This window comes from Hymenobacter ruber (assembly GCF_054783255.1).
The window spans coordinates 2,361,885-2,386,684 of sequence record NZ_BAAGQX010000004.1; the positions used below are offsets into that span (position 1 = coordinate 2,361,885).

Genomic DNA, 24,800 nt, shown 5'->3' on the forward strand with positions numbered 1-24,800 from the left:
CGCCATGCAAGCCGTTCTTCTCATCCCCGAAAACGAATGGCGCGACGTGGTGGGCAGACTCGAAAAGCTGGAGGCGCAGCAGCAGGCCAGCGTGGCCACTGCCGCCAGCCCCGACGACATCCTGACCACCAACCAAGCCGCCGAAGCCCTGGGCATCTCCCCGGAGGCCGTGCGCTGCGCCCGCCGCGCCGGGCGCCTGCCAGGTGTGCGCCGTGATGAAAAGTCCTTCGGCTTCCGGCGCTCCGTGGTCGAAGCCTACCCCCGCCGCTACCAGCGGCCCAGTTTATGAGCCAAGTCGTCATCTCGCTATTCGACCATTCCGGCCGCTTCGTGGAGCCGTGGGCCGCTGCCGGCTACACCTGCTACTGCGTCGACGTGCAGCACCCGGCCGGCGAAATCTGGCAGGGCAACGTGTGCTTGGTGGGCGGCGACGTGCGCCGTTTCGTGCCGCCCCCCGGCCCCATTGCTTTCGTGGCTGCCTTCCTGCCCTGCACCGACCTGAGCAACGCGGGCGCGCACCTGTTCCGGGTGAAAGGCTTGCGAGCCCTGGCTGCCTCCCTTGACCTGGTGGGCGCAGCCGTTGACCTGTGCGAACGCCTCGGCGCCCCCTATTTCATCGAGAACCCCAGGGGCCAGCTCCGCCACTACTGGCGCGAGCCTGACCACCAGTTCGACCCATGCGAGTACGCCGGTTGGCTTGCCGACCCCGAGCCCGAAGCCTACACCAAGCGCACCTGCCTATGGACGGGGCACGGCTTCCAGATGCCCGAGAAGCGACCCGTCTTTCCGGTGCGCGGCTCCATGGTCGACAAGGTACCGGCGTCAAAGAACCGCGCCAACATTCGCAGCCTCACGCCCCGCGGCTTTTCCGCCGCCGTGTTCGCTGCCCACAACCGCCCCGCTGCATGAACTTCATCCAGCACACCCGCGCCGCCCACGAGCTGCTGACCCGTCGCGCCGAGGCCACTCCCCTACACGTTTCGCTGTACTGGGCGCTGTTCTTTGAATGGAACGCCACCCGGTTCGCCGAAGCCGTGGAGCTGGACCACGAGCGCATGATGCGGGCCGCTCACATCGGCAACCGAAAGGTGTACCGGGCCACGCTTTACGCACTCGAAACGTGGGGGCTGCTGGCCTACCGTCCCAGCCGCAGCCGCCACCAAGCCACCTGCTTTCTGATGTCAGATTTACTTGGGGCAGATGTGACCCAAGCCGCCAGCCCTACCGGGGGCACAAGTGCCCCAAGCTCCCCGCCGTTTACCGAGGGCACAACTGCCCCAGGTAACCAGCCCTTACCCGGTGCAGATGTGCCCCAAGCCGACGAGTTACCGGGGGCAGATGTGCCCCAACCACTCCTTATAGGTAATAAACATCCTGATAAGAGTAAACAGCATGTAGAAGTAAACGGCCGCGCCGCCGCTTCAAAAAAAAATAAGGGGGAGGCTTCGCCCACCAACGAAGGGCTTTCAGGGCTAGCCGAAGAAACCGCCGACGACTCGCAGCCGACCCCAGGCGCAGCCCCAAAGAAAAAAGTTGCGCTAAAAAAGAAAGGGGTACGCGCCGACACCATCCGCGCAGCTGCCACCGCCGCCCGCGACGAGCCCCGCCGGCGCGCCCCACTCCCCGAGCTGACTTTCCGCCAGTCGGCCCTTTTCGATTTCGAGGCCTTTACCGCCGCCTTCGCCGGCACCGACTACGCCCTGGCCGACCTGCGCCACTACCACCAGCTCATCGACAACTGGCGCGACAAGAAGACCGGCCTGCCGCCCCTGCGCCGCGACTGGGTAGCAACCTCCAAAAAATTCATGCTCAATGATGCAGCTGATAACCGCCTCAAACTCGCTCCCGGAACCCACCAGCACCAGCCTGGCCAGCCCGGCCCCGACCCCGGAACACGGCCTGCTCCAACTGGCTACCGCTCCAAGTACGATGCGTGAGCTGGCCAGCACCCCCAACCCCGAGGCCCGCGCCCTGCTGGCCGAGGTGTCCGTAGGCCTCACCGTGGCCCAGGCCGTGGCCGCGCCCAAGCTATTCCAGCTCCGGCACCGCTTGGGTGAAACGGTGCTAACCAAGCTGCTGGTCGTCGTGCTGCGCGCCTTCATGGATTCGCTGCGCGTGCCCGAAAAGCCCGACCCGGCCGACATTCTGGAGTTGGCCGATACACTGACCCACACCTACACCCACGACAGCCTGAAGGATATAATTCTGGCGCTGAAGGAGGCCCGCACCCACGGCACCAAATTCTACCAGTCGATGGACGTAAGCACCCTTTACCGGCTTATCCAGGAGTATTTCAACCGCAAGGCTGCCTTCCTCGAAAACCGGCACCTCGACCAGAAAGCCAACGGCGCCAGCCAGCAAGCCGCCGATGTGCAGCTGCTCGGCGACGCGGCCCCCCGGATGCTCGAAAACGTGGCCCAGCAGATTCCCGCCGACCACCCCAACGCCGAGGGCCTGCGCCAGAAGCTCACCATCACCGGCCAGAAAGCCCGGCGCGGCCTCATCACCCCCGCCCAGGCCGAGGAGCAGCGCGCCGAGGTGCGCCGTGCCATCGAACGCAAGCCCCGCCCCGACTGGAAAGCCAGCCCCGAGGCCCAGCGCCTCATCGACAAGCGCAACCGCGCCGAAGATGCCCGCCTGATGGAAAAGTACCGCCCCCCTACCCGCTAGCCTCATGCCCCAACAGCAAGCTACCACTCTTGAGCAGCGCCTGACCGAGCTACGGCGCGAGCTGGAAACCCGCAAGCGGGTGTACCCCGATTGGGTCCGCACCGGTCGCCTCTCCCAGCACACCGCCGACCACCGCGAACAGGTGCTACGCGACGTGCTAGCCGACCTCGAACGACTGTACCAAGCCCGCCTGCAACCTACCCAGGGCCAGCTATTCGCCCCCGAGCAACTGCCAGCACCCAAGCCCCAACCCCACCGCGGCCACTACGCCGAGCACTAGCCCCGCCCCGCCCATGATAGCCCGCAAACACGACCAGCTGCCTCTTGACTTCGGCACCCTCAAAGCCGGCGAGATAACCAGCGCCATCATTGCCTACCTCACCAAGCACGGCTTCAAAGTATGGCGCCAGAACACCAGCGGCATCTACGACCCCGATACCGGCCGCTGGCGGAAGAACCCCCAGGGCTGCAATGGCGTGCCCGACATCATCGGCTTCCGCCTCGCTGATGGGGTGTTCGTGGGCGTCGAAGTGAAAGCCGGCCGCGACACCCTACGCGACGACCAAAAGCAGTTCCTAAATGAACTGAAGCAGGCCCAGGGCCTAGCCTTTGTCGCCTACGATTTTGCCCAGTTCCAACAGTCATTCGAGGGCCGCGGCCTTCACCTGCAGCACCGCCATGATTAAGCTCCCCACTATCAGCACGTACTACGGCGGCAAGGGCAGCAGCGGCACCTACCAGAAGATTATCAACCACGTCCGCCCCCACGACACCCTGATAATACCTTTCCTCGGTAACTGCGCCCTGACCCGTCAAATCCAGTGGCCCGCCCAGGTCATCGTCAACGACCTCGACCCATACATCATCGACCAGTGGCGCAACGCTGAAATAGGCCCCCGCCTCGACCTCTACAACCTGCCCGCCCTCGACTTTTTGGCCATCGTGCTAAAGCGCACCGACCTAGGCCGGGTAGTCATCTACTGCGACCCCCCCTATCCCCTCGACAGCCGCAAAAGCCCCGAGTTGCGCTACCGGTACGAAATGACCGACCAGGACCACGAGGAATTTCTAACGGCCGTCCGATTCCTCCGCGTCGACTGCTTGGTGAGCACCTACCCCAACGTAAGCTACGCCCGCCAGCTCAGCCACTGGAACCGCACAGAGTTTCAAAGCCAGACACGCCACGGCGCCGCCACAGAGTGGCTTTTCTACAACTACCCAACTCCCGAAGTGCTACACGATGCCCGCTTTGCCGGCAACGACTACCGCGAGCGGGAATACATCAAACGCAAGGCTGCCCGTTGGGTAGCCAGATGGAAAGAGCTGAAGCCCCACGAGCGCCAGCACATTCTACAGGAGCTGATGCAGGAAACCCACCCCGCCCTGCTCACCATGGCCACCACCGCCACCCACGACGAGGCGGCCAGGTACAGCGGTACTCGACCACCGGCAGCCCCGGCGAGCTAGCCGGCCGGCCCTCCGACCTCCTACGATACCCTAGCGAGGAAATGCCCGGCGGCCGGAACGAAGCGGGATGAGCGGACGTATTTCTTGATATGCTAGACGTTACGACTACGCCCGCCCGGAGCTATAACATGTCCCAGGTGAAGGGCAAGAATACGAAGCCTGAGATGTTGGTGAGAAAGTACCTGCACGCTCAGGGCCTACGGTTCCGTTTGCATGGCAAAGACCTGCCCGGCAGCCCCGACATCGTGTTTCCCAGCCGCAAAGCGGTGGTGTTCATTCAAGGCTGCTTCTGGCACGCTCACGGCGCGGAATGCCTAGTAAAGCCTCTCAAACCGAAGTCTAACTTACAGTTCTGGCAGGCCAAATTCGACCGCAACGTCAACCGTGACGCTAGGCAGCAGGCCGAATTACAGGAGCTTGGTTGGCACGTATTCGTCATATGGGAATGCTCCCTGAAAAAGCAAGTCCGCGAAGCGACCCTTAGTGAGTTGCGCGATGCGTTGCTGGCCCTTCCTAAATCCTGACGGAGCCGCTAAACCGGACTCAGGAAGAAGGCCGCTATTTCAGCGTCTCGCAGACTGCCGCCGTTCACGTAGTTAGCGAATGCCTTGTTCGCCGATACGGTCGCCATCATGATTCGCTTGCCGCTGAACGCTTGCAAGTCATAGGTGATAAAGCCCAGGTGCCGCAACGGGAATCCGCTGACCTCATCAGCCGCCGGGAACAGAAAGCAGTTACGGATTTCAAACGGCGGCTCACCGGCCATCGCTTTGGTAACCGCGTCCTCATAGACGAACTGTTTCAGCACGTCACCGATGCCAGGCGCGCCATCATACCGCAAGCTGGGCGTACTCTGAACTTTGACGTTATAGTATTTCGCGTCAATGATGATGATAGCCGACTGGCTCTGACACTGATAGACGGAATCCGGTATCAGTCTGGTAGCCTCGTCGGTGTATGTCTGGGCGGAGTGGTCATGCCAGAGCGGTTTCAACAAATCACGTTTCCAAGCCCCGCTAGCAGGAAACAGCGCCGCGCAGACCTTCTCCCATACTCGATGGAAGAACCGCGTACCGAACACGTTAGGCCGCGATTCCTCCCCGTTGACTTGCTCGATGAAGCTGATTAGGTTGCGGATGGTCCGCAGCCTACTATCCACGTAGGTCTGATTCAACTCTTGGCGCAGTGTCTGCAAAAGCTCATCGTCATACGTTCCCAATTCGACAGCAGAGTCGAAATCAGCGGTTATTTCATAATCAGAGGCCCAGCCGTAACGTTCGACGCAAAGGTTCAGCACCGCTTTATGAATCTCCGTCAGTTTAAGCGAGTCGATGCTACGCCGGGCCGCCGTATGGGTCACGGGGTAGAACGCCCCGCCGGCCGTCACGAGCGCGTATTCGCGCTGAACGGTCACTTCCCAATCTATCCGGCCAGGTCCGTTCAGTTCGTTGTATTTCAACTCATGAATGAGTAAACCGTTCGCCAGATAATCTGTGATTAATTCCCGCCCCACCGTCAGCTCATCGAACAGCGGTGACCGGTCAGCGGTGAAATCAGGCTCATCCAACGGGTCACCTCGCTCAGTCACCGGCCCGTGCTTTTCCATCGTCTGCAATAGCAGCCGGGCCAGTTCATCAACGTTGTCTTTGTCGCGTAAAGGTCGATAGAACTTCGGCAGCACGCATACGAGTAGCTCCCCGAACGATAGGAAACCGACGAAATTAAACTGCCTAAGCGCCGCCCCGTCCTCATCGACTTTGACCAGCAGACGGTTCTCGTAAAGAAACGTAAGCGCTGCAGCTGGCAACGCTTCCATGAGCTTAGCCGCTGGGTAGTAGCGGCCCTCTATGTAGTGGAGCATTGTCCGCTTCATCGGCGTAAGGTATGGCTACGGGGCGTCAATCGGAATTATTCGTCATCCTCAGCGGCGTCCTCATCCTCGTCAGCAGCTTCAGCGGCAGCAGGCCCGGAATCAGCGGCATAAGTGACGTTCGCTTCGGTGAGGCTTTCTATAAACGCTGCGTTGAACAGCCCGCCGTCTGCCTTATCGTAAGCCTCAGCGATTTGAGAAAAAGTCGGTTTTTCGAAAAGGGCCTTCGCGTTGTGGCGTAGCACGTCCTCACGGAGGTAAAGCAGTAACTTATTTTTGATTGCGGCCGGGCTGCTGAGTTCACTGGCCTTCATATAGAACGCACCCAGTAATTTATCCTCAGACACTTTAGCCTTCTCCGTCAGAAACGAATTGAGTGCCTTTCTGAATGGCACCCAGTAATATTCCTTCCCGAGGAAACTCAGCTTCAGATTGCGTAGCAAAGCGTCTTGCTCAGGCTGATTCAAGGGCAAATATTCGAATGACCAGCGGCGCTTGAAAGCGGAATCCATCGGAAATACGCCTTGGTCCGCGCTGTTCATCGTGGCCCAGATATACATATTAGCGGGCAGCTGCATTTTCCCTGAGAATTCATTTACAGCCTCCTTCAAGAATGCGCCGATTTCTCGGTTCGGAGTAACGTCATACTCACTAACCCCGTCATCGTTTCGGTCCAACAATTGGAATACGTCTCCGAAAACGGCGGCCACGTTCGCCCTGTTGATTTCCTCAATCAACAGCAAATAGTTCTTTGACGGGTCATTCAAGGCCTTGACGAGTACGTCCAGAAACGGACCCGACGCCAGCGCATAATCGATGACCGGCTCTAACTGCGGGTCTATTTTATCCTTTTTGGAAACATCGAATATTTCGACGCCAGTTGCCGGAGTCCTGTAAAGGGTAGCTGGCCGATAGCCGCCGACGAACTGGCTATAGGTATAGTCCGGGTGAAACATGACCCGAGTCTCCTCGAACCCGGTCGATTCTGTTTTCAGCTTATTGCTTTTGCCTGTTCCGGGTGCGCCGTAAATAATTCTATTACGGGGAAATTCGGAGTCAACAGCTTGCGACTTGCTAGGCTTTACGGAGCCGCCGCCATCCTCTTCTTGTGAATCTTTCAGCAGGGCGTCAACATCAAGCTCATCCGACAAGGGCTTGTCGTCAAAGTAATTAACCGCACCATCAAAATACAGATGCGCCGCCAAGTAATCTGCAACGTCATCAGTCAAAATCAGGTGCAGCGCCGCCGTTACGCCCTTTCGCGGGTTACCGACTATGCTGTCTGGGAATTCGAAATCACGCAGTACAAACATTGCCAAAGGAGTGAGGTCGAATGAATCGTCATCGAACGTATCCAATTCTCGCTCCTCAACATGTGACGTTAATGCGCCCTTCCAGTCAGCTACTTTTCGAGTTCCGTATTTAGTTGCGCTTAGTCCAAGGTTCAAGACAGCTGCACCACGGCGCGGATATACGCTTTGGGCTGCGGCCTCGCTAGCCTTTTTAAGTATCGTGGTCAGGAAATTCTTACTCAGCCGTGAACTAGCCGTACCGTCCGAATAGCTTAGATAGCCAAGGTCATCGACTAGAAGAACGCCTTCGGCTTCTTGACCGAAAGTCATCAATTCGTCGAATTTGCGCGAAAACTCACTCCGGTCACCGCTATTGACAGATAAGTCCAGCAAGTCTTTGCCCAACGACTTCTCAGCCATATCGAACGCCAACAACGTGCATAGAGCCGATGTCTGCTCCTTACCGACCTTTCCAGTGGTGGTCGAATGGCGCAGCTTCTTAAACTCACTTATGAAAGCGGCGTTGGAAAAATACTTAGGCATGGTAGAAAAGCGGGTTATACAGTAGCGGCCATAACAGCGGGCCCGTCATAGAAAATCGGCAGGTCACTGGGCCGCACCGGCTTTTTCCCCAGCTCAATGGTCGAAGAATTCACAGGCACGATACGGTTCTTCCGCGTCTTTCCCTGTAGCACCACCTTAATTTCCTCACCCAGCACCTGAGCTAGGCGCGGTGGCACCGCGTTACCAATCATCGCATATCTAGCTTTGACGTTGGCGCCGTAGAAAACGAAGTCGTCCGGGAAGGTCTGAATCCGCGCGATTTCCCGCACCGAGAACACGCGTGATTCTACCGGATGCCACACGCCGGCGTTTTCTGGCTTGAAAGCCGCCGTGATGGTGCCCGCGACTTCATCACGGTGGAACCGCCGGTAGAAGTTCGGCCAGCGGTATTTCTCCATGTTATCCCGAATCAGCTTCAGACGACCGGGCAGATGTTCAGTAGGAATATCTTTCCATGAACCGCCTTCGGGCACGAAAGTGCCGAGCAGCACGGCCTGCGGGTTCAGTTGCATCAGCTCATTTTGGTTGGGCGCGTCAGCGGGAATATCCAAAATGGTGGCCCCGAGCGAAAGGTCTACGTTCTTGACGAGCTGCGGAAAGCTGAAATGGCCTAAGCGCGCGTTCTGAAGTGTCCCGACGATGATGAGACGGATACGGTGTTGCGGCACTCCGTAATCACTGGTCTTAACGAGTTTGAATTGCACCTCATACCCGAGTTCCGATAGCTCCCGGCATAAGGTCTCGACCAGAAGTTCGTCGCCGTTCTTGAAAGAAAGAAAACCTCGGACGTTCTCGAACAGGATGACCTTCGGATTCAACGTTCTGATGAATCGCAAGCACTGGTGGTATAGGCTCCCCCGGTCATCGTCGATGCCTTTTCTGGAGCCGGCGTTTGAGAACGGCTGGCACGGAAAGCCGGCGGTCAGCACGTCCAAGTCGTTGATAAGCGGAACCGAAACGTTACAGACGTCACCTTCTTCTATAGGACCTATGTTTTTACGATACGTGTCGCAAGCGTCTTTATTTAAGTCATTAGCCCATAGCACCTCATAGCCGGCGTCGATAAAGCCCTTATCCATCCCACCGCACCCGCTGAACATGCTGAGGACGGTATATTTATTCTTTCCCATTAGTAGGCCCGTTGTAAGATTTTGTCGACCTAAAGTTAGTCGGTTTGTAATCGCCTACAATCCGCAGACCCTGGTTAAGGTTGCGCGGGCTTCCTTCCCGATGGCATGTCGGTGGCCCCCGGCGTGCGGCAATACCGTAAAACTTAACCAAGTAGCCTGACCCGAGACGCTTTCTAAAGACTTGATTTTTTTTCTACGAGCCCACGAGCCCGGCCATTCCTAAACTAAGAAAGTTAGCCTTCATATACGATTAGTACCGGTCCTGCTAACGTGTGGTCCTCGTCCGCAACGTCGAAATCATGCCCGCTGATTTTGGCCACGGCCTCCATCGCCGCATAGTTTACTTCACCTTCGAAGTCGAATATGGAGAAAGCCACGTAATCAGCCCCAGACGCCAATACGTCCACGAGCGTAGGGGCACATTCTAACAGTTCTGCGGCCTGCGGGGGAGTACGGACTAATCCTGTCACCCGGTCGGGCATAGTGAAGCCGGCGGGTGATACGGTACGTGGCGGCTCCGCCGGAGTGTATAGAATAGCGCGCATGAAAATATGGCCGTAGTGCCCTGCAAATGTCGGTGTAACTACGTGAACGGGGCCAGCTGGTCGAGCATCACGCCCGGCCAGCTGGCCCCGTTGTTTGTGGCGGTGGTGCAGGTGCCGGCTACTTGCCGGCTTGGTCGCGCTTCTTATCCACAAGTTGTAAAATCACGCTTACCGCAGCGTGAACGATTATCTGCCAGAGTTTCATCAGTGAAAAATGGGGTAAAAGGGTGAAGGGAAAGAAAGGGTTGCGGCTGGCTTGCGGCTCAGCTCAATACCTCGAAATGCGGCCTGTCCTTGAATTTCGACCAGTCGCCGCCCCAATGCACCCGCGCATCGGCGGCCTTCATCAGCCGGGCGAACTTGGAGAGCAGCAGCCCCGACCACGACACCGACCCATCGGCCAGCAGAAAAGCCACGTCCAGCGCAGGCGCGGGCAGCTTGTTGTGGTTCGACTCGCCGCCCCGCTTGTAAGTCACCACCGGACCGGGGGCAGTGCGGCCGTGCGTGTATAGCTCATCCTGACGTTCGGGGCTTCGGTAGCTTTCCGTCACGATGGGCAGGCCCAGGAGCCGCAACACCGGGTCACTTACCCAACGGCCCAGCGCGTGCGAGTAAGCCGCAGCCAGATAAGGCACCGCCTGCGCCAGCCGGGCAGCCTGCGACTTTACCTGGGCTGGTGAAAGCACGGGCGCGACACGGACCGGCTTAACGGCTGGGACGGGCGCAGGAGTGGCGGCGGGCTTAGTCGGCGACATGGGCGGAATCAGCGGCGGCGGGAGGCACAGGAGCAGCAGCAGGTGAAGCCGGGGGAGCCGCCACCACCCCGACAGCAGGCAGCTTGACCACCGATTCCGGCCGCTGAAACATCTTGCGCACGGTGGCATATATGGTCACGATGCCCACCACCACCTGAATTACAACGTGGACGAAGGTTTCGATTTCGTTGGCCGTAGGCGGCGTGAAAGCCGAAGTGCCTATTTCCCAGACCGCGCCGGTGCTGAGAATCTGGCCGATATGGCCCAGTTTGGAGCTGCTGAACAACATAGTTTACTAAAGTAGAAGTTGTAAAATACACTTTAGTGCAAATCTACGTAGTCACCGATGATTCAGCCATCGATTTACAGCACTGGCTTTATTTGCATTATTCAGGGTGCATCCCCCTCCGCTCCCGTGGGTCGCTCCGGGGGTCGGGCTGTCCAGGGCTTCGCTGCGCTACGGTGCTTCGCACAGCTCCCGTTGGTCGCTCCCTTCCCATCCCTTGCACACTTCGGCAGCGACTCAGCGACTCGGCCGTGACACCCCGCCAACGGGCCCGGCAGCGCCGGAAAAAGGCGCATCCGGCCCCTACCGAAGCCCACCGCCCCGGCCCGCCCGTCGCCTGCATTCCCGCCACTCCCTGCGCCACGCTGCGCTACGTTCGATTCGTCGCCTCGTCCCTCGGCTCCTCACTCACTATGCTTGCTAGGCGCTGGTCGCTCTGGTCATTGCGGCACCGTGCCGGCCTCTACCCCCGCGCCAGCTGCTGATACGCCGAAGCTGCAGCACCACCGCCTACGGGTCGTCCAGCTTCCCCGAGGTCAGCCGGCCGCCCCTACCGAAAACCACCGCCCCGGCCCGCCTTCCGTTGGGCGGCCAGCCTCTGCCCAACGCACTGATACCGCCGAAACAGCCCACCGCAGCCCGCCGCCGACCTTCAGCACCACCAGCCCAGCGCGTCAGGCAGCGGTGGCCGTGGTGCCGGTGATACGCCCCGGACGCAAGCCCGCCGCCCCGCGCCAGCCGCTGAAAAAAGCGGCTCACGCTCAGCCAGCAGCAACCCGAAGCGGCAGTTTCAAGTGGCAGCGGCCCGCCTGCGCTTCGGGGGGACGGCCTGCCGCACGACCCACCGCGGCCGTCCCCCTACGCTCACCGCCTCAGCAGTTACCGCCGAAGCTCACCAGACGCACCCAGCGGCCCGCCCAGCCTCCCGATGGTCGGCCAGTCGGCCCTACCGTAACCCACCGCCCCGGCCCGCCTCATTCCACACCGGGCGGCCGGACTGCGCTCCGTACCTCCGCTTGCCGGCTGCCCGGTGCTTCATTCGGCCAGCCTCTGCCGGCCCGTCACCCGTAGCATCAGCGGCGGCGGTTTCAGCGTCCAGGCCTGCCCGGCGCTCCGGCTGAACCGCTCACTTCGCTCTGCTGCGTTCGGGTTCAGCCTACGCTTACCGCCCCCACCGTCACCTGACGCCAGCCCACCGCACCGGCCCAGGTTGCCGATGCGCAAGGTCGCCGCCTTCCGTTGGTCGGCATCTCCCAAGCGCGGCCCCCTGGCCGTGCCCCACGCACCGCCCGCGAGCAGGCTGGAGCAACGCCGGAAGCGGCGGAAACGAAGCCAGGGCGCGGCGCAGAGCGGCGAAGGTGCCAGCAGCGGCGACAGCGGCCCCTGGCTCAAATACAAGGCCCGCTTCGCGGAGGGTTGGTCTGGGGGCAGCCCCCAGGCCCCCGGCATCCATGCCCAGGCTTACGCCCGGTCATCTTCCTCGGGTTCCGCAGCCGGAAAAGGCTGCTACACCCTCACAAGGCCCGCTTCGCGGAGAGGGTGCGGCCATCGGCGCGCACCGGGGGCCTCACGGCCGGCCCCCGCACCCCCTGGCCGGGGGCATCTAGTGTGTTGTGGCAGGCGGGGCCGCGCCAGCGGCCACCAGGGCAGCGGCCGGGCGTCCTCACGCCACGCGCAGCAGCCAGGCAGGCACTGGGCGGGGCGGGCGCGTCAGGTGGCCGTGGTGGGGCTGTTTTCGCACCATCCAGCGCCCGCGCCACCGGCAGCTGCCACCGGCAGGGGCGGCGGTGGCCAGCAGCGCCAGGGGCGGCGGGGCTCGCGGCCACCAGCGGCCCCGGCGGTGCAGGCCTCACAGCCCCAGCCCGCCCGGCACCGGGCGCGCTCCAGGTGCAGGGGCAGCCAGCCACTCGCAGCGCCGACCCAGCCGGGCGGCGGCGCGGGCGGCGCTCAGCGTCCCCCGGCTTTTTCCGTCCCACACCACCAGCACCACATCGGCGGCGGCCACTATTTCGGCGTTCCGCACATGGGGGGCGGCCGGGCCGTGGGCGCTGTAGTCAGGCCGCAGCACCCGCAGCGGCACCCCGTTGGCCCGCGCCCATTCCGCGCCCAGCGTGTCAGGGCCCGCCGCGCCGCCGCTCACCACCTCAGCGGGGGCCAGTTCAGCCAGCCGGGCCAGCAGTGCCGCGCACGCCGCCAGTCCCCGGCTGCCCACCACCGCCACCACCGGCCCACCGCTCCCGGTCACCTCTTTTAGTACATTTCTCATACTGCAAGTTACGCCATACGTGTGTATTCTGGTGCATATTGTGGATAACTTTTTACCTACTTTGGTGCATCTTTTCCTACTTTGGTGCGTATATTTGTGTAGTAGTCGGGGAGAGACCCCGGCGCTTGCGCCTGCGGCGCTAGCTGGGCCCGGCCAGCATCGCAGCGCACCACACGGCTAACCTATACAGCCCATGTTCACCCCTTCGCAATTCTCCCAGCTTGCAGCCTCCGCATGGTCGGGCCCATCCGCCAGCCGCTTCGCCACCATTGCCCACTACACCAGTGAGGCCGGCGACTACACTACCACCAGCTACAGCGTCAGCTACCACCCGCACGGTGCCACTGGCCCCTGCTATTATGCGGTAGAGCCTTGCCCCTTTGCGGCCGTGCGCGCTGCCTTGCTCAAAGCGTGGCAGCAGTTCGCCATTACCGCCGAGCAGCTACATTCCGGCAGTGATATCCTGACCGCCGCCGAGCAGGTATTCAGCAACGCGCAGCCCCGTCAGGCCGCCGCCGCTTGTGCCGCCCTCCCCGCCGTCGCGCCCCGCTTCTTCTCATTTGCTCCCGCAGCCCCGGCGCCCATCAAGTGCGCGGCTTGCGGGTGCGACAGCACTACAGACCCGTTCGGAGTAGGGTGCGACTGTGTTTGGGCCACCATGCGCCAGCCCGTCACGGCCCATGCTTAGCACCGTGCAGCAGGCAGCGGCCCCCGCCACGGGGGCCGCCAGCCACCGGGTCCGGGAGGCACTGGCCCGTTTAGATGCTACGCTGGCCCAGCTCGCCGCCCGCAGCCCTAGCCGCCAGGTCGCCCCAGCCGCTAGGCCGCAGCCAGACCCCGAGAGCCAAGCCGCCTATTTCGAGCTATGCCGGGCGCAGTCGGCCAAGTTCGACGCCGACCAAGCATTCCGGGAGGTGCGCGACAACGACCACGGCCCCGGCCGCAAGCGGCGCAAAAAAGCCGCCCGGCTGGCGCAGGAAGCCGCCCGCAGCCGCTACGCCGCCGCCGCCAAAGCCTACGCCGCCACGCCACGCGCCCAGCTCGAAGCCCGCATAAGGGCAGGCCACAACGCCCGCCACGGAACAAATCTGTAAGCCACCCGGCCCCCGTCAGCAGCGGCGGGGGCCACCTCCCCCACCAGCTCATGCCGGCACTCCTTACGCCCAGCTTTGCCCAGGTCGCGGCGGCTTTGTTCCCGCTCCCCGGCTGCACCATCGGCGGCTACTCATTCTCCCACGGCGCCCGGTTTACCATCGTCGTGAGCACTCCGGCCGGGCTGGCTTGCCCCCGCGAGTACCGCGCCACCGGGGCCTGCCGGTGGGAGGCGCTGGCCGCAGTCGTCAGCCTTTTCAACGACAGCGCGCACGCCTACCCCAGCGCCCGGCCGCACGCCGGGGACCCCTCCGGGGCCGGCAGCTACGCGCCGCGCTAGCCACCCCCGCCACCATCCCAACCCATCAACCGGGGGCCGCCCTCAGCGCGCCGGCCCCGCATCCCTTACGCCCATGCCCAAAATCAATTACCAGCCCCATTTGCTCGACCCAGCCAGCGCCGAGCCCCGCCCCGTCAACCCTGCCAACGGCAAGAGCTTCAAGCTGGCCGAGCTATACACCATGCTTGACTGCCGTTTGGTGGACGTGGTGCGCCTCACCGATGAGTTGATTTTGATAATCGACGACGAAGGCAAGTTCCGCCAACCGGCCTACCTCAATCTGCTGGCTACCTACCTGTGGCACCAGCACGAGCCAGCCGCCCGCGGCGTCGACTGCATTGTGGGCCGCGCCATTCTCTGCCACGACAAACAATTCAAATAACCACCCAGGGGCCGGCCGTAAGCGCCAGCCCCGCATTACCGGCACGCCCCATGAAAGCCCCGATTTTCCGCGCCTATATCCGCCGCTGGCCCGCAGGCGGCTACATCTGGCAGGCCCGCCAGCCATTCAGCGCCACCACGGCCAACAACGACAGCCCGACCCGCGCCGGCGCCATCCGCGACATCATCCGCGACTGCCGCCACTTCCAGGACATACACGAGCACCCCGACCCCCGCAGGGCCTGAGCACACATGGCGCAGGGGCCGGCCCACAACTGGCCCCATTACTACCCCACTACTTCCAATGTCAAAAGTAAAAGAACACGCCGAAGCCTTCGAGGCCGCCGTAGGCCGCGCCGCCCAGGTGCTAGGCTTCGCAGGCCCGGCCGAATACATCCACGACCGAGGCGCAAACGCACGCGGCGCCCGATTTCTGGCCGTGGAGGTGCTGGCTGAGCTGCGAGCCGCCGGATGGGAATTGACCTACCGAGATGCAGAAGATGCCGCCTAGCGGCCACTACCACAAAACGGCGCAGGGGCCGGCCGACAACTGGCCCCGCTTTTTTACTCCCACAACCGCCCACATGGCAACCACTCCCAAAACCGCCGCAGGTGCCGCAACCGCCGCCCCCGCCGCCATCGACACCACCACCCCGAAGCCCAGCCGCTCCTACCTCACCGTTTCGGTGGATGAGGACAGCGGCGAAGTGACGGAAACCAGCCGTTTCAAGTACCTCCCCGGCCACCCCCGCCAGATTCGTTTCGACGCGAAGGCGGGCGTTTTCAACATCGGCGGCCAAACCGTCATCGGCAAGTCGCTGAGCTTTATCCCGCTGGCTTGGCACATTTTCCAGGACAACATCCTGAACATGGGCCGCAAGACCTGGGCCGAACTGTACTTTGTCGATGACAAAGGGGCCGTTTGCGCCGTGCTGTTTCACGGGTATTCGGTTGAAAACCTGTACCGCCTCATCGAGCCGCTTTTCTACGACGACCTGACCCTAGCCGACGTGGTGGTGACCGTGACCGCGCAGAAGAAGCAGACCGAGAAGGAAGGCAAAACGGCCACCTACTACATCGCCGAGTTCAGCTACACGCCCGCCGATAAAGCCGAGGTGCAGGCCCGCAAGGAGTTCGCCGAGGACTTCCACATCTGGCGTGAGGAAACCCACACCGGCGAGGCCGATACCAAGCTGGTGCAGGGCTACCGGGTACCCGCGCCCGTCGAGCAGCCCGCGCAGCTCGAAGCCGCCGAAGCCGCCCCGGCCGAAGCCGCCTAACCGCCGGACGGGGCCAGCACCGCATCAGCTGGCCCCGTCCGAATCGGCGGAACGCTTCGACGACACCGCCAGAACCAACGGGCCGCGCCCGGCCCCCGCTTCTCCTAGTCCCTTCTCAATTCCTATTCTCATGCTGCAACTTCCCGAGTTCCGCCAGGAGCTAACCCCAAACTCCCCCGAGGAAGCCGCCCGCTTGGTTGAGCTGGCCCAGCTTCTCGCCACCACCGCCCCGCTGCTTGATGTGCGCGACTTGGCCCCCGACGTGCGCCGGCTCTTTCCCGAGCCCGCTTACCAGGTCGGCTGCGGCGGCTCCCACGTCTGGCTGCACCGCGCCGACGAGCCCCAGCGCCTGGCCTGCATCATCGACCGCTACCAGTAGCCCCGCTTACTCATTGCTCATTGTTCACTGCTAACCGCTACTTGTCGAATGTTCACCGACCACCGCCACCACCCCGGCCTGACGCAGGAAGCCCACCGCGCCCTGCCCTTCCTTTCCAATACCGACCTGAGCGAGGCCAAAAACCGCGCCCTCGGCATCACCCGCCAGCCCAACCCGCAGGCCTTGGCCTTCGGCAGCCACTTCCATACGGCGGTGCTGGAGCCCGACCACTACCAGCGCACTACCCAGCGCGTGCCCTGGCAGCAGATTGAGGACCTGGCCGCCGCCGTGCGCCGCCAACGCTTCTGCCGCGACCTGCTTTACCGGGGCCAGGCCGAACAGACCCACACCGCCACCCACGAGGCCACCGGCCTCACGGTGAAGGTGCGCCCCGACCTGCTAATTACCAGCTCCAAAACCGGGCGGCGGGTTCTGGTCGACTTCAAAACCACCAGCGCCCCGGACTACGCCAATTTCTGCGCTACCATCGAGAAATACGACTATGACCGCCAAGCCGCCCTATACACCGACCTATTGGGCGCGGCCCGCTTTGTCATCATCGGCGTGCAGAAAAAAGCCCCGTTCGAGGTATGGCAGTTCGAGGTAAGCGCCGCGCCCGGCCTCATCGAGCAAGGCCGCAAGAAGTACGAGCGGCTGCTGAAGCTGTGCGCCCAGCAGCAGCCCCGCCCAGCTGTGTCTACTGTGCCGGTGATACCCGCGCAAACGTGGGCCCCGGCCTACGTCAGGGCCTAATCAAACCCCTGCCCTCCGCCTCGTTTATCTGCAGTTCGCCGACAGAAACCCCGCCCATGCTCACCCAGCTACAAATCATCCAGGACCACCGCGGGTACACCGTCACCGTCAGTACCACCCACCGGACCCACGCCGGAGCCCTTTCCCACTTTACCGAGTTGCTGGCCCAATTCACCCGCGACCATCACCACGCCGCCGCCATCCGCGCCGCCCAGGCCGCAGCAGCCGCAGGTGATGCCATGCTGACCGAGGCCACCGACCCACCGCACCGCTGGGAGGGCTCAGGCCACAACGGCCAACCGATTGAGTTAGCCAAGGCCAATAATCCCTGTTTCGTGGCCACCACCGCCGAAACTGCCGAGCGTGCAGCGCCGGAATCTACTCCGTTGTTCCGTTTCGGGGTGCCCGGTAGCCGCCGCCCAGGCGACGAGGAGCCGCCATTCTAACACAACCGCCACTTCTTGCCCTTCTATTCCGTAATTTTCCATTCCTGACCCGCCACCAGCCAGCCATGAACGCCGCCCAGCAACTACACCGCGAAATCTTCCGCGCCCGCGACCAGCAATTCTATACCCGAGCCGAGTTGCCCGAGGGCGGCATGAAGATGGCTGGGCCTTTTACAACGCCTGATGCCGCCCTGGACTATCTACAGGAAACCTACCAAGTAGGCGAGCACTTTCTTTTTGATGATTCGGGCCGTCGTCCGGCCCCGGCACCGCAGAGCTGACACCGCCAGACCCAAAGTGCCTCGAGCACCGCCAGCCCCGACCCGCCCCGTGCAGGTCGGGGCTGTTTCATTGCATACCTTTCGCGGCTCACTATCAAAACATTTATAAACCTGATGGACAAACCAAATATTTTCCAGATTGCCACCAAAGAGCTGAGCCAAGATGCTTTCCTAACCTGGATGCTGAAATGGGCCGCCCCGGAGCAACGCCAAAACGACCCGGCTTTGCACGAGTGCGCCCGGCAATTCGTCATTCTGCTACTGAAGGAGACGCCCGATTTCCAGATAACTAGCTTGGACGCAGGCCGGCAGTGGAACAACGTCGATGTGTGGGCGGAAATTAATGAGGAAACTCTGCTAATCATCGAAGACAAGAAGCACGCCGCCGAGCACGGTAATCAGTTAGACACGTACCGCGAGATGGCCCAGGAGTGGTGTTCGCACCCAGACCGGAAAAAGCCCTGGAAACTCGTTTGTGTATATCTGAAAACGGGCAACGAAAACGCCGTTGATTTGGCGGAAATCAAGAAAAAGCAATACGACACGATAGGGCGGACTGACTTGATAAGCCTGTTTAAGCAACACCCTGGAGTTACCAACCAAATTTTCACCGATTTCATCGGGTACCTCGATGCGCTGGAAAAAGCCGTTTCCGGCTACCTCGAAAAGCCTTGGAATCATTGGGATAACGGCGACTGGGAAGGCTTTTATCTGTGGATGGATACCCAAGCCGACATCTCGAAAATCAAATGGTTTTGGGTGAATAATTATTCAGGCGGTTTCTGGTGCTATCTGATAAACTGGCAGCAAGGAAATAGTCCCCACCCGCTTTATCTGCAGATTGAGGCCGACCGCAAGATGCTCTGCATCAAAATCAGCACCGAGGAAGGTGGCCCCGATGTTCGGCCTGATGATTACACCCGCGAAACACGCAACGACTACTACCGCTATGTGATGGAGAAAGCGAAAGCGGCAGGGCTCAACCACATTCACAAGCCCGCCCGCTTCGGTAGCGGTGCCTACATGACGGTGGCCGTGGTGGAGCCTGAGCACTGGCTCGGGGCACCCGACCAGCCGGTAGACTTCGAGGGGGTAAAACAAAAGCTAAACGCCTACGATGCTTTCGTCAAAAAATGCGTAGCCGACTGGCCTGCCCAGGTAGCGGCAGGCGAGTAGGCCCGGCAAGCTGCCACCCCGGCATCCGCCACCAACAAACCAGAAAAGCCCCGGCCGGTGCCATACCAGCCGGGGCTTTACATAAGTTCCTGTCCCACCACAAGCCTAGCGCCGTTGCCCGCCTATTACTCCTGCAGCAAGTAAGAAAACTGGCTTAGGTGGGTGTCGCGCAGGTACGCCATCCACTGCTCCGCCGCTTCCGGCGTCTGCATTTCCTCCGCTGGCAAGGGGAAGATGGGCGACACGTTGCTTCCTGGGCCGAACTTCATCCGTAGCCCGAACCCGCCCATCGAGGTGGCCCGCACTACGTCAAATCGGCACCCGCGGGCCTCGTAGGCTCCGCAGTAATCGGTGATGGATTCCGCATCCGGCAAAAAATGTGGCATAACGAATAAGTGAAAAGGTAAAAACGAAGACCGGCAACCCACCGGGCCCCAAACGTTCATTTTATCGGCATGGCAGGTAGTACAGCCACCCGGCTTGCTCACGCCCGCTTGCGGGTTTTCCGCTGCTGCTCCCGCGCCTGCAGGTCGCCCCAGCAGCTAATCATGGCGTCGAAAGTTTCGCCCTTCAACACCAGTACCCAGTACCGCACCCGGTCCCGCAGGATGTAGTTGATGACCGAATCGACGTGGCCCCCGCGCCGTAGCTCATCCGCCTCACCGGGACGCAGCGCCACCGCGAAATGCGTGTAGCAGTCCCCGTTGGGCAGCGCGAGCATCGTAATGCGTCGATTATGCAGCCGCCTCACCACGGCTCGGTTGGAAACCGGGTAATCCGGCAAGGACCCTGGCAAGTGGGCCGGGGGAATTGGAAAAGACATAGCATTAACAGTTAAGCAGGTTAAGTATTAGTCCACCGTCAGCAGGTCCTCCAGCCTCGTCGTGTAGGCCGGAGTTCGCCACGCCGCTTGCCCCTTCCAGGGCACCGGCCCGCCGCCTTTCGGCCCCAGCGCCGCCGCCAGCTGCACCGTCCCGCGCCCGAACCGGGCATTGAGGCCATCCAGCGCCGCCATCGCCCGTGCGCCGCGGCCGTCCACGGCAGCCCCCGCAGCCAGCGGAGCGGCCTCCCCGAACAAGCCCAGTTGCTGCCCGCCCGGAGGCTCCAGCCCGGCCAGCACTACGCCCGCCTTCACGTACACCGCCCCCGGTTCCCAGAGCCGGGCCAGCAGCTGCGCGGCCCGCGCCGTCAGCTCCCGCGTGTCGCCGGTGGGTACCGGCAGCGTGAGCACCGCCGAGCGCGAATGCCCGCCCGCCGCGCCCGCGTCCGGCCCGTAGCGGTTTTTGCTGATGAATACCGTCATGACGTGCGCCAGCTCGCCCTGCGCCCGCAGCTTTTCCGCTGCCCGCGCCACGAACGAGGCCAGCGCCCCCATCACGAAGGCCTGCACCCGCAACGGCTGCCCGAACGTGCGCGAACAGCTGATGCTTTGCCGTTTCAGCGTCCCGTCTTCGCTCGGGGCCAGCCCCGCGCAGGGGTAGCCCTGCAGCTCGCGCACCAGCCGCGCGCCCACCACGCCGCCCAGGTGCTTGCGGGCAAACGCCTCCGACACCCGCGCCAGGTCCGCCGCCGAGTCCACGCCCACCGCCGAGAGCTTCTGGGCGTATTGCCGCCCCACGCCCCACACGTCGCCCACCGGCACCTGCTTCAGGGCCCAGGCCCGCCGCTCCGCCGAATCCAGGTACAGCACCCCGCCGAGCCCCGCGTCTTTCTTGGCTACCCGATTCGCCAGCTTGGCCAGCGTTTTCGTCGGGGCCACGCCCACGCACACCGGCAGCCCCGTGCGCGCCTTCACGCCCGTCCGCAGCCGCTGCGCCAGGTCGTGCAGGTGGCCGAGGTACGGCGTCAGGTGCTGTTCCAGGCCGCCCAGGTCCAGAAATGCCTCGTCAATCGAATATATTTCCACCCCCGGCACCGACGCCCCCAGGTAGTGCATCACGCGCCGGCTCATGTCGCCGTACAGCGTATAGTTCGAGCTGAACACCTGCACTTGCTCGCGCCGCAGTTGCTCTTTCACCTGAAAGTAGGGTTCGCCCATTTTCAGGCCCAGCGCCTTCGCTTCCGCCGAGCGCGAAATGATGCACCCGTCATTATTTGAAAGCACCACCACCGGCTTCCCTTCCAGCCGCGGCTGAAATACCCGCTCACAACTCACGTAGAAGTTGTTGACATCCACCAGCCCGAACATACCTAGTCGCGGCTGTGCAGCAGGGCCGCGAGTTTACCCGGTATCAGCTCATGCACGACGTGCGTCACCACGCCCCAGATGTGCAGTTCTTCCCCCGTCCGAATCTTGTAGGGCTGAAATGCCGGGTTAGCGGGCATCAGCCACCACGTTTCCCCTCGGCGCTCCAACCGTTTCACGGTGCAGTCACCTTCTACCACCGCCACCACGATATGGCCGTGGTCGGCTTCCAAATGCTTGTCCACGGCCAGTAGGTCGCCGGCGTGAATTTCGGCCCCGCTCATGCTCTCACCCGACACCCGCACCAAGTACGTAGCGTCAGGGTGCCGAAACAGCAGCCGGTTTAGGTCGAATAGCCCCTCCAACTCATCGGTGGCCGGGGAGGGAAACCCCGCAGGCACCCGGCAGCTGAACACAGGCAGCAGGGCGGGCATCGGTGCTTCATGCACCGGAATAAGCAGCACGTCATACATAAGGCGGATAAAATAGAGTGAACGCCCAAAGAAACGCCTGCTAACTGTATTAGTTTACAAAATCACTAATGAATTTGGCAATGACCACTGATAATCAGTCGTAAAACTTTCATCCAAAGGAAGTACCCTACTGGTATTTCAGCCGTAATCTACCCGCCTATCACTGCTAATATGGTTGTATTTCTATTTGCTGCCTTACCAAAAGCCAGCTAAATTAGCAGCAACATCAGCCCGCAAATGCATTACCTCGCCCCATGAAAACGCTCAAAAAAGCGCCGCGCACCGTGTTGCTATACGAGGATGCCGAGCACGAGCCCGGCACCGCCGATTTACTTTACCACGACGAACAGCCACCCGAATACGGCACGGACGCCGCCGACCCGCTTTGCTCCATCTGCGGCGACCCGCTGGCTTGGCACGAGCAGGCTTGCGCCGCCGCCCCCACGCCACCCGCCGCTGCCGAGCACGCCGACAACGCCCCTCCGGTGCCCCTATACGCTCCGGGCCACGCCTTCGCTTTCGCAATCGGCAACTGCGTGCAGCCCACCCATAGCGCCCCCGCCCCCGTCATCTGGCGCGGCCAGCACAAGGAGCGCCACCCCGCCACCGGCCTGTACCACCGCGTCAACGTCTACCGCCTCGACAACGGCTATTGGGACTGCTACCGCGAAGACGAGCTACAAGCCGCCTAGCTACAAAAAAAGCCAGCCCCCTCATCAGGAGCTGGCTTTTTCAGTCCACAGCGGCCGACCATGGCCGCCCTCGTCGGTTACGCCGGTACGGTATCGGCAGGAGCTTCCTCCTTCCGGGCTTTTGCCTTCGCGGGTTTTTCCGTTTTGACATCGGCCGGAGCCTCGTACTCCCCGAGCACCGCCAGGCCCGGCAGCGCGGCCCCGTCCTTGCTGTCCTCGAACGAGCCGATGACAGGCGGGTATTCGGCCGTGGGCGCTATTTCGCCCGCTTTGGCGAGGGCCTGAGTCACGCCCCCACCGGCCACTGCCTCCACGTACTTTGACGTGGTAGGGTAACTGGTACCGTATGCCTTGTTCACGGCCTCGACGGCAGCCGTGGCCTTGCTGGCCAGCGCCAGCGCATCGGTCAGCACGCGGGCAGCCGCCCGGACGCGGGTATCGGCCACCGATACCTGTTTCACGGCCCGCTTGGCGCGGCCGTTGGCTTGCAATTGGTAAGCAGAAGATTTACCGCCGGCGGAGGCGGAAAGAATGGGCTTGATAGGCATAAACTGGGTGCGCGTAGCGCGTTCTGAGTGAAGAGAAAATTAGTCCAGGGCCGCATTGGGCGCCAGCTCGGCGCCGCCGTTGGCGTTGGGCAGCGGTGCGTACACCTGAGCCGGAGCACCGGCCACGCTCGCTGCAGCAGCGGCCGTAATGGCGGCACCGACCCCAGCCGTGCCCAGGGCCTGGATAAAGGAAGTCGAACCGGCGTAGGTGGTGCCGTACAGCGTGTTGATGGTTGCCACGTTGGTAGCCGCCACCGAAGCATCGGCCAACGCTTCCGCTAGCCGCAACGCCAGCGCACGCGCCTTGAAATCGGCACTGTAGCGGCGTTTCAATGCCTTTTTGATGCGCCGCTTACCTTGCAGTTGGTATAGCGTAAGAGCTACCATATGTTGAAGCTGTAAAGGCAAGGAAGGTAAAAACCGCCGCCCTCCGGGTCTGAATAAAAACGGCCAGCGCCAAAAGGAGCCGGCCGTTTTGTTTTTTCCGAAGGCCATTTAGCCCACGAACTCGATGGCCAACGGGTTGTTGGCGTTGTTGTTCAGCGGGTACATCTGGCCGTTGAGCTGCTGGTAGAAGTTGATGCCTACCACGCCCACCACCACGTCGGTAGCGGCCGGAGCGCCCGGGAAGCTGGCCACGATGCTCTGGTTAGCCAGCGCCGGCGAGTTCAGGGCCAGGATGCCCAGCGGAGCCGCCACGGCGCCCTGCTGGTAGGTGCCGGTTTCGAAGTCCAGCGAAGCCGCGCCGTACAGCAGCTCAAAGTGGGTCGCGCCCTGCGGAGCCGAGATGTCGGTACCCGGGTTCAGGGCCGGAATGCTCATCGTCACGTCCGAACCGGCTGCGGCGATGCCGTACTGGAAAAAGATGCTCTGCCCGATGCCGGCGCCCAGGTTGAAGTTGAAGCCGAGCAGGGCCGCGATGTTGGCCTTGTCCACCACCCGCTCGCCGCGGTTGTTGGTGTCGTCCATGCCGATGAGCTGGCGCACCTTCTGCGTGAGGCGGCTCACCATCTGGCTATCGGAAGCGGCCGAAATGAGCACGCGCAAAGCGTCCCGAATCAGCTTGGCGCCCGAAGCGGCGCGGCCGAATTCCGAAGCGTTTTCACGGGTACGGGCCAGCGACGCCGACGAGGTGAAGGCTGCCTTGTTCGAAGCGGGTTTCTGACGGACAGTGCCGTTTTTGGCGAATACAAGGCCGCCCACGGTGCCTTGCAAACCCAGGATGCCATTTTGAGAGGCCATGAGAAAAGAGGGATAAAAAGTGAGATAAAAAACCCGGCTGCTTTCACTTGCGCGGCATTGTTACCAGGTGCAGCCAACCCGGTAGCGCCGCTTGATTTCAGAATTGAAGGACCGCCACAGCTGCGGCGGCACCGCCCCGGCCGCGCCGCATTTCCACAGCCCGCGCCCGGCCCGCTGCGCGGCCACCTGCTGCTGCGCCCGCCCCGCCACGGTGCGGTTAGGGTCGAAAGCCCAGGCCCACCCCCGCACCACCAGCAGCGAATCCAGCGGCACGGCGCGGCCCGCAGCTGCCACCGTTGCGGTCGGCAGCAGCACCGCCCCCAGCGTCCGGCCGTACAGGTCCAGCCCGGCCCGCGCCACCAGCACCACCCGCCCCGGCGCCAGCAGCCGCGCCACCGAGTCGGTAGCCTGCGGCCCGAATGCTTGGTCATGCTCGGGTGCATCCACGCCCAGCAGCCGCAGCCGGTAGGTACTGGAGCCCGACAGCACGATGTAGGTATCTCCGTCGATGACGCGCACCACCCGGGCGGCTTCGGCGGCGAGAGCGGCGCGGGCGGTGAAGGACGAAGCCGGAAAGTCGTCGGACCGGGTACCGAGGCATCCCATCGCCAACCCGGCCACAAAAACCCCCACGCCCAGTACCGAAACCTTACGCTTGCTCATCATGCCCCGAACCTACGCGCCGCC

35 protein-coding genes are annotated in these 24,800 nt (G+C 62.4%); 21 read left to right on the plus strand and 14 right to left on the minus strand.

The genetic code is table 11. The features are described 5' to 3' along the window. Positions 1-4: 4 nt before the first annotated feature. The 8 genes from ACYVM5_RS20595 to ACYVM5_RS20630 all read left to right on the plus strand — a co-directional run bounded on the left by ACYVM5_RS20595 (position 5) and on the right by ACYVM5_RS20630 (position 4,661). Positions 5-289, plus strand: a complete 285-nt coding sequence (locus ACYVM5_RS20595) for a helix-turn-helix domain-containing protein (RefSeq protein ID WP_460619962.1) — start codon at positions 5-7, stop codon at positions 287-289. Beyond that, a complete protein-coding gene (locus ACYVM5_RS20600; RefSeq protein ID WP_460619963.1) occupies positions 286-909 on the plus strand; it encodes a hypothetical protein in 624 nt (207 codons plus the stop codon). The genes ACYVM5_RS20595 and ACYVM5_RS20600 overlap by 4 nt, the downstream gene beginning before the upstream one ends. Continuing rightward, a complete protein-coding gene (locus ACYVM5_RS20605; protein ID WP_460619964.1) occupies positions 906-1,937 on the plus strand; it encodes a hypothetical protein in 1,032 nt (343 codons plus the stop codon). The genes ACYVM5_RS20600 and ACYVM5_RS20605 overlap by 4 nt, the downstream gene beginning before the upstream one ends. Further along, positions 1,930-2,670 carry a hypothetical protein gene (locus tag ACYVM5_RS20610; RefSeq protein ID WP_460619965.1) on the plus strand — a complete coding sequence of 247 codons (741 nt, stop codon included), beginning with the start codon at positions 1,930-1,932 and terminating at the stop codon, positions 2,668-2,670. Before ACYVM5_RS20605 ends, ACYVM5_RS20610 begins: the two co-directional genes overlap by 8 nt. Positions 2,671-2,674: 4 nt before the next feature. Then, the gene (locus tag ACYVM5_RS20615) at positions 2,675-2,950 is read left to right on the plus strand and encodes a hypothetical protein (protein WP_460619966.1); all 276 of its coding nucleotides are present in this window, start codon (positions 2,675-2,677) and stop codon (positions 2,948-2,950) included. 13 nt (positions 2,951-2,963) lie between these two features. After that, positions 2,964-3,356, plus strand: a complete 393-nt coding sequence (locus tag ACYVM5_RS20620) for a VRR-NUC domain-containing protein (RefSeq protein WP_460619967.1) — start codon at positions 2,964-2,966, stop codon at positions 3,354-3,356. Then, entirely contained in the window at positions 3,349-4,137 is a 789-nt protein-coding gene (locus tag ACYVM5_RS20625) for a DNA adenine methylase (RefSeq protein WP_460619968.1), read from the plus strand. The genes ACYVM5_RS20620 and ACYVM5_RS20625 overlap by 8 nt, the downstream gene beginning before the upstream one ends. A gap of 89 nt (positions 4,138-4,226) precedes the next feature. Then, entirely contained in the window at positions 4,227-4,661 is a 435-nt protein-coding gene (locus ACYVM5_RS20630; RefSeq protein ID WP_460619969.1) for a very short patch repair endonuclease, read from the plus strand. Positions 4,662-4,669: 8 nt separating this feature from the next. Here the strand turns inward: ACYVM5_RS20630 and ACYVM5_RS20635 are convergent, their stop codons facing one another. The 6 genes from ACYVM5_RS20635 to ACYVM5_RS20660 form a co-directional block, all read right to left on the minus strand. After that, a complete protein-coding gene (locus tag ACYVM5_RS20635; protein ID WP_460619970.1) occupies positions 4,670-5,998 on the minus strand; it encodes an LlaJI family restriction endonuclease in 1,329 nt (442 codons plus the stop codon). A gap of 47 nt (positions 5,999-6,045) precedes the next feature. Next, on the minus strand, positions 6,046-7,842 hold the full coding sequence (locus ACYVM5_RS20640) for an AAA family ATPase (RefSeq protein WP_460619971.1): 1,797 nt from the start codon (positions 7,840-7,842) through the stop codon (positions 6,046-6,048). Positions 7,843-7,856: 14 nt separating this feature from the next. After that, a complete protein-coding gene (locus ACYVM5_RS20645; RefSeq protein WP_460619972.1) occupies positions 7,857-8,993 on the minus strand; it encodes a DNA cytosine methyltransferase in 1,137 nt (378 codons plus the stop codon). 808 nt (positions 8,994-9,801) lie between these two features. Further along, a complete protein-coding gene (locus tag ACYVM5_RS20650; protein ID WP_460619973.1) occupies positions 9,802-10,293 on the minus strand; it encodes a M15 family metallopeptidase in 492 nt (163 codons plus the stop codon). Continuing rightward, on the minus strand, positions 10,280-10,582 hold the full coding sequence (locus tag ACYVM5_RS20655; protein WP_460619974.1) for a hypothetical protein: 303 nt from the start codon (positions 10,580-10,582) through the stop codon (positions 10,280-10,282). Before ACYVM5_RS20655 ends, ACYVM5_RS20650 begins: the two co-directional genes overlap by 14 nt. A 1,846-nt stretch (positions 10,583-12,428) precedes the next feature. Continuing rightward, positions 12,429-12,845, minus strand: coding sequence for an SLOG family protein (locus ACYVM5_RS20660; RefSeq protein ID WP_460619975.1), 417 nt, complete (start codon positions 12,843-12,845; stop codon positions 12,429-12,431). Between the two features lie 193 nt (positions 12,846-13,038). Here ACYVM5_RS20660 and ACYVM5_RS20665 point away from each other — a divergent pair, with 193 nt between their 5' ends. The 12 genes from ACYVM5_RS20665 to ACYVM5_RS20720 all read left to right on the plus strand — a co-directional run bounded on the left by ACYVM5_RS20665 (position 13,039) and on the right by ACYVM5_RS20720 (position 18,973). Further along, positions 13,039-13,533: a hypothetical protein gene (locus tag ACYVM5_RS20665; RefSeq protein ID WP_460619976.1), complete on the plus strand. Its 495-nt coding sequence runs from the start codon at positions 13,039-13,041 to the stop codon at positions 13,531-13,533. Continuing rightward, on the plus strand, positions 13,526-13,939 hold the full coding sequence (locus ACYVM5_RS20670; RefSeq protein WP_460619977.1) for a hypothetical protein: 414 nt from the start codon (positions 13,526-13,528) through the stop codon (positions 13,937-13,939). The genes ACYVM5_RS20665 and ACYVM5_RS20670 overlap by 8 nt, the downstream gene beginning before the upstream one ends. A gap of 50 nt (positions 13,940-13,989) precedes the next feature. After that, complete coding sequence (locus ACYVM5_RS20675) at positions 13,990-14,277, plus strand: hypothetical protein (protein WP_460619978.1); 288 nt, start codon at positions 13,990-13,992, stop codon at positions 14,275-14,277. A 73-nt stretch (positions 14,278-14,350) separates the two neighbouring features. Continuing rightward, complete coding sequence (locus ACYVM5_RS20680) at positions 14,351-14,659, plus strand: DUF3846 domain-containing protein (protein ID WP_460619979.1); 309 nt, start codon at positions 14,351-14,353, stop codon at positions 14,657-14,659. A gap of 50 nt (positions 14,660-14,709) precedes the next feature. Continuing rightward, the gene (locus ACYVM5_RS20685) at positions 14,710-14,904 is read left to right on the plus strand and encodes a hypothetical protein (protein WP_460619980.1); all 195 of its coding nucleotides are present in this window, start codon (positions 14,710-14,712) and stop codon (positions 14,902-14,904) included. Positions 14,905-14,962: 58 nt separating this feature from the next. Next, positions 14,963-15,169, plus strand: a complete 207-nt coding sequence (locus ACYVM5_RS20690) for a hypothetical protein (RefSeq protein WP_460619981.1) — start codon at positions 14,963-14,965, stop codon at positions 15,167-15,169. Positions 15,170-15,242: 73 nt separating this feature from the next. After that, positions 15,243-15,938 (plus strand): hypothetical protein, encoded by a 696-nt coding sequence (locus ACYVM5_RS20695; protein ID WP_460619982.1) that lies wholly within the window; start codon positions 15,243-15,245, stop codon positions 15,936-15,938. Positions 15,939-16,068: 130 nt separating this feature from the next. Next, on the plus strand, positions 16,069-16,317 hold the full coding sequence (locus ACYVM5_RS20700) for a hypothetical protein (RefSeq protein ID WP_460619983.1): 249 nt from the start codon (positions 16,069-16,071) through the stop codon (positions 16,315-16,317). A 48-nt stretch (positions 16,318-16,365) separates the two neighbouring features. Further along, entirely contained in the window at positions 16,366-17,070 is a 705-nt protein-coding gene (locus tag ACYVM5_RS20705) for a PD-(D/E)XK nuclease family protein (protein WP_460619984.1), read from the plus strand. Between the two features lie 56 nt (positions 17,071-17,126). Continuing rightward, positions 17,127-17,516 (plus strand): hypothetical protein, encoded by a 390-nt coding sequence (locus tag ACYVM5_RS20710; RefSeq protein WP_460619985.1) that lies wholly within the window; start codon positions 17,127-17,129, stop codon positions 17,514-17,516. A gap of 65 nt (positions 17,517-17,581) precedes the next feature. Further along, positions 17,582-17,797 carry a hypothetical protein gene (locus tag ACYVM5_RS20715; protein WP_460619986.1) on the plus strand — a complete coding sequence of 72 codons (216 nt, stop codon included), beginning with the start codon at positions 17,582-17,584 and terminating at the stop codon, positions 17,795-17,797. Positions 17,798-17,911: 114 nt separating this feature from the next. After that, positions 17,912-18,973 carry a PDDEXK-like family protein gene (locus ACYVM5_RS20720; protein WP_460619987.1) on the plus strand — a complete coding sequence of 354 codons (1,062 nt, stop codon included), beginning with the start codon at positions 17,912-17,914 and terminating at the stop codon, positions 18,971-18,973. Positions 18,974-19,098: 125 nt separating this feature from the next. On the opposite strand, the gene ACYVM5_RS20725 is transcribed toward ACYVM5_RS20720, so the two are convergent. The 4 genes from ACYVM5_RS20725 to ACYVM5_RS20740 form a co-directional block, all read right to left on the minus strand. Further along, positions 19,099-19,359: a hypothetical protein gene (locus ACYVM5_RS20725; protein WP_460619988.1), complete on the minus strand. Its 261-nt coding sequence runs from the start codon at positions 19,357-19,359 to the stop codon at positions 19,099-19,101. Positions 19,360-19,457: 98 nt separating this feature from the next. Next, positions 19,458-19,652 (minus strand): hypothetical protein, encoded by a 195-nt coding sequence (locus tag ACYVM5_RS20730; protein WP_460619989.1) that lies wholly within the window; start codon positions 19,650-19,652, stop codon positions 19,458-19,460. A gap of 171 nt (positions 19,653-19,823) precedes the next feature. Next, positions 19,824-21,161, minus strand: a complete 1,338-nt coding sequence (locus ACYVM5_RS20735) for a Y-family DNA polymerase (protein WP_460619990.1) — start codon at positions 21,159-21,161, stop codon at positions 19,824-19,826. A gap of 2 nt (positions 21,162-21,163) precedes the next feature. Beyond that, on the minus strand, positions 21,164-21,631 hold the full coding sequence (locus ACYVM5_RS20740; RefSeq protein WP_460619991.1) for a LexA family protein: 468 nt from the start codon (positions 21,629-21,631) through the stop codon (positions 21,164-21,166). A gap of 254 nt (positions 21,632-21,885) precedes the next feature. Here ACYVM5_RS20740 and ACYVM5_RS20745 point away from each other — a divergent pair, with 254 nt between their 5' ends. Beyond that, positions 21,886-22,323: a hypothetical protein gene (locus tag ACYVM5_RS20745; RefSeq protein ID WP_460619992.1), complete on the plus strand. Its 438-nt coding sequence runs from the start codon at positions 21,886-21,888 to the stop codon at positions 22,321-22,323. 77 nt (positions 22,324-22,400) lie between these two features. On the opposite strand, the gene ACYVM5_RS20750 is transcribed toward ACYVM5_RS20745, so the two are convergent. The 4 genes from ACYVM5_RS20750 to ACYVM5_RS20765 form a co-directional block, all read right to left on the minus strand. Then, the gene (locus tag ACYVM5_RS20750) at positions 22,401-22,871 is read right to left on the minus strand and encodes a hypothetical protein (RefSeq protein ID WP_460619993.1); all 471 of its coding nucleotides are present in this window, start codon (positions 22,869-22,871) and stop codon (positions 22,401-22,403) included. A 39-nt stretch (positions 22,872-22,910) separates the two neighbouring features. Beyond that, positions 22,911-23,258, minus strand: coding sequence for a hypothetical protein (locus tag ACYVM5_RS20755; RefSeq protein ID WP_460619994.1), 348 nt, complete (start codon positions 23,256-23,258; stop codon positions 22,911-22,913). A gap of 108 nt (positions 23,259-23,366) precedes the next feature. Continuing rightward, positions 23,367-24,113 carry a hypothetical protein gene (locus ACYVM5_RS20760; protein ID WP_460619995.1) on the minus strand — a complete coding sequence of 249 codons (747 nt, stop codon included), beginning with the start codon at positions 24,111-24,113 and terminating at the stop codon, positions 23,367-23,369. Between the two features lie 60 nt (positions 24,114-24,173). Continuing rightward, a complete protein-coding gene (locus tag ACYVM5_RS20765) occupies positions 24,174-24,779 on the minus strand; it encodes a thermonuclease family protein (protein WP_460619996.1) in 606 nt (201 codons plus the stop codon). Between the last annotated feature and the right edge of the window lie 21 nt (positions 24,780-24,800).

Bases quoted from the DNA above. Each gene is read 5' to 3' on its own strand.
- ACYVM5_RS20595 (WP_460619962.1), top strand. From the start codon at position 5: ATGCAAGCCGTTCTTCTCATCCCCGAAAACGAATGGCGCGACGTGGTG.
- ACYVM5_RS20600 (WP_460619963.1), top strand. From the start codon at position 286: ATGAGCCAAGTCGTCATCTCGCTATTCGACCATTCCGGCCGCTTCGTG.
- ACYVM5_RS20605 (WP_460619964.1), top strand. From the start codon at position 906: ATGAACTTCATCCAGCACACCCGCGCCGCCCACGAGCTGCTGACCCGT.
- ACYVM5_RS20610 (WP_460619965.1), top strand. From the start codon at position 1,930: ATGCGTGAGCTGGCCAGCACCCCCAACCCCGAGGCCCGCGCCCTGCTG.
- ACYVM5_RS20615 (WP_460619966.1), top strand. From the start codon at position 2,675: ATGCCCCAACAGCAAGCTACCACTCTTGAGCAGCGCCTGACCGAGCTA.
- ACYVM5_RS20620 (WP_460619967.1), top strand. From the start codon at position 2,964: ATGATAGCCCGCAAACACGACCAGCTGCCTCTTGACTTCGGCACCCTC.
- ACYVM5_RS20625 (WP_460619968.1), top strand. From the start codon at position 3,349: ATGATTAAGCTCCCCACTATCAGCACGTACTACGGCGGCAAGGGCAGC.
- ACYVM5_RS20630 (WP_460619969.1), top strand. From the start codon at position 4,227: ATGCTAGACGTTACGACTACGCCCGCCCGGAGCTATAACATGTCCCAG.
- ACYVM5_RS20635 (WP_460619970.1), bottom strand. From the start codon at position 5,998: ATGCTCCACTACATAGAGGGCCGCTACTACCCAGCGGCTAAGCTCATG.
- ACYVM5_RS20640 (WP_460619971.1), bottom strand. From the start codon at position 7,842: ATGCCTAAGTATTTTTCCAACGCCGCTTTCATAAGTGAGTTTAAGAAG.
- ACYVM5_RS20645 (WP_460619972.1), bottom strand. From the start codon at position 8,993: ATGGGAAAGAATAAATATACCGTCCTCAGCATGTTCAGCGGGTGCGGT.
- ACYVM5_RS20650 (WP_460619973.1), bottom strand. From the start codon at position 10,293: ATGTCGCCGACTAAGCCCGCCGCCACTCCTGCGCCCGTCCCAGCCGTT.
- ACYVM5_RS20655 (WP_460619974.1), bottom strand. From the start codon at position 10,582: ATGTTGTTCAGCAGCTCCAAACTGGGCCATATCGGCCAGATTCTCAGC.
- ACYVM5_RS20660 (WP_460619975.1), bottom strand. From the start codon at position 12,845: ATGAGAAATGTACTAAAAGAGGTGACCGGGAGCGGTGGGCCGGTGGTG.
- ACYVM5_RS20665 (WP_460619976.1), top strand. From the start codon at position 13,039: ATGTTCACCCCTTCGCAATTCTCCCAGCTTGCAGCCTCCGCATGGTCG.
- ACYVM5_RS20670 (WP_460619977.1), top strand. From the start codon at position 13,526: ATGCTTAGCACCGTGCAGCAGGCAGCGGCCCCCGCCACGGGGGCCGCC.
- ACYVM5_RS20675 (WP_460619978.1), top strand. From the start codon at position 13,990: ATGCCGGCACTCCTTACGCCCAGCTTTGCCCAGGTCGCGGCGGCTTTG.
- ACYVM5_RS20680 (WP_460619979.1), top strand. From the start codon at position 14,351: ATGCCCAAAATCAATTACCAGCCCCATTTGCTCGACCCAGCCAGCGCC.
- ACYVM5_RS20685 (WP_460619980.1), top strand. From the start codon at position 14,710: ATGAAAGCCCCGATTTTCCGCGCCTATATCCGCCGCTGGCCCGCAGGC.
- ACYVM5_RS20690 (WP_460619981.1), top strand. From the start codon at position 14,963: ATGTCAAAAGTAAAAGAACACGCCGAAGCCTTCGAGGCCGCCGTAGGC.
- ACYVM5_RS20695 (WP_460619982.1), top strand. From the start codon at position 15,243: ATGGCAACCACTCCCAAAACCGCCGCAGGTGCCGCAACCGCCGCCCCC.
- ACYVM5_RS20700 (WP_460619983.1), top strand. From the start codon at position 16,069: ATGCTGCAACTTCCCGAGTTCCGCCAGGAGCTAACCCCAAACTCCCCC.
- ACYVM5_RS20705 (WP_460619984.1), top strand. From the start codon at position 16,366: ATGTTCACCGACCACCGCCACCACCCCGGCCTGACGCAGGAAGCCCAC.
- ACYVM5_RS20710 (WP_460619985.1), top strand. From the start codon at position 17,127: ATGCTCACCCAGCTACAAATCATCCAGGACCACCGCGGGTACACCGTC.
- ACYVM5_RS20715 (WP_460619986.1), top strand. From the start codon at position 17,582: ATGAACGCCGCCCAGCAACTACACCGCGAAATCTTCCGCGCCCGCGAC.
- ACYVM5_RS20720 (WP_460619987.1), top strand. From the start codon at position 17,912: ATGGACAAACCAAATATTTTCCAGATTGCCACCAAAGAGCTGAGCCAA.
- ACYVM5_RS20725 (WP_460619988.1), bottom strand. From the start codon at position 19,359: ATGCCACATTTTTTGCCGGATGCGGAATCCATCACCGATTACTGCGGA.
- ACYVM5_RS20735 (WP_460619990.1), bottom strand. From the start codon at position 21,161: ATGTTCGGGCTGGTGGATGTCAACAACTTCTACGTGAGTTGTGAGCGG.
- ACYVM5_RS20740 (WP_460619991.1), bottom strand. From the start codon at position 21,631: ATGTATGACGTGCTGCTTATTCCGGTGCATGAAGCACCGATGCCCGCC.
- ACYVM5_RS20745 (WP_460619992.1), top strand. From the start codon at position 21,886: ATGAAAACGCTCAAAAAAGCGCCGCGCACCGTGTTGCTATACGAGGAT.
- ACYVM5_RS20750 (WP_460619993.1), bottom strand. From the start codon at position 22,871: ATGCCTATCAAGCCCATTCTTTCCGCCTCCGCCGGCGGTAAATCTTCT.
- ACYVM5_RS20755 (WP_460619994.1), bottom strand. From the start codon at position 23,258: ATGGTAGCTCTTACGCTATACCAACTGCAAGGTAAGCGGCGCATCAAA.
- ACYVM5_RS20760 (WP_460619995.1), bottom strand. From the start codon at position 24,113: ATGGCCTCTCAAAATGGCATCCTGGGTTTGCAAGGCACCGTGGGCGGC.
- ACYVM5_RS20765 (WP_460619996.1), bottom strand. From the start codon at position 24,779: ATGATGAGCAAGCGTAAGGTTTCGGTACTGGGCGTGGGGGTTTTTGTG.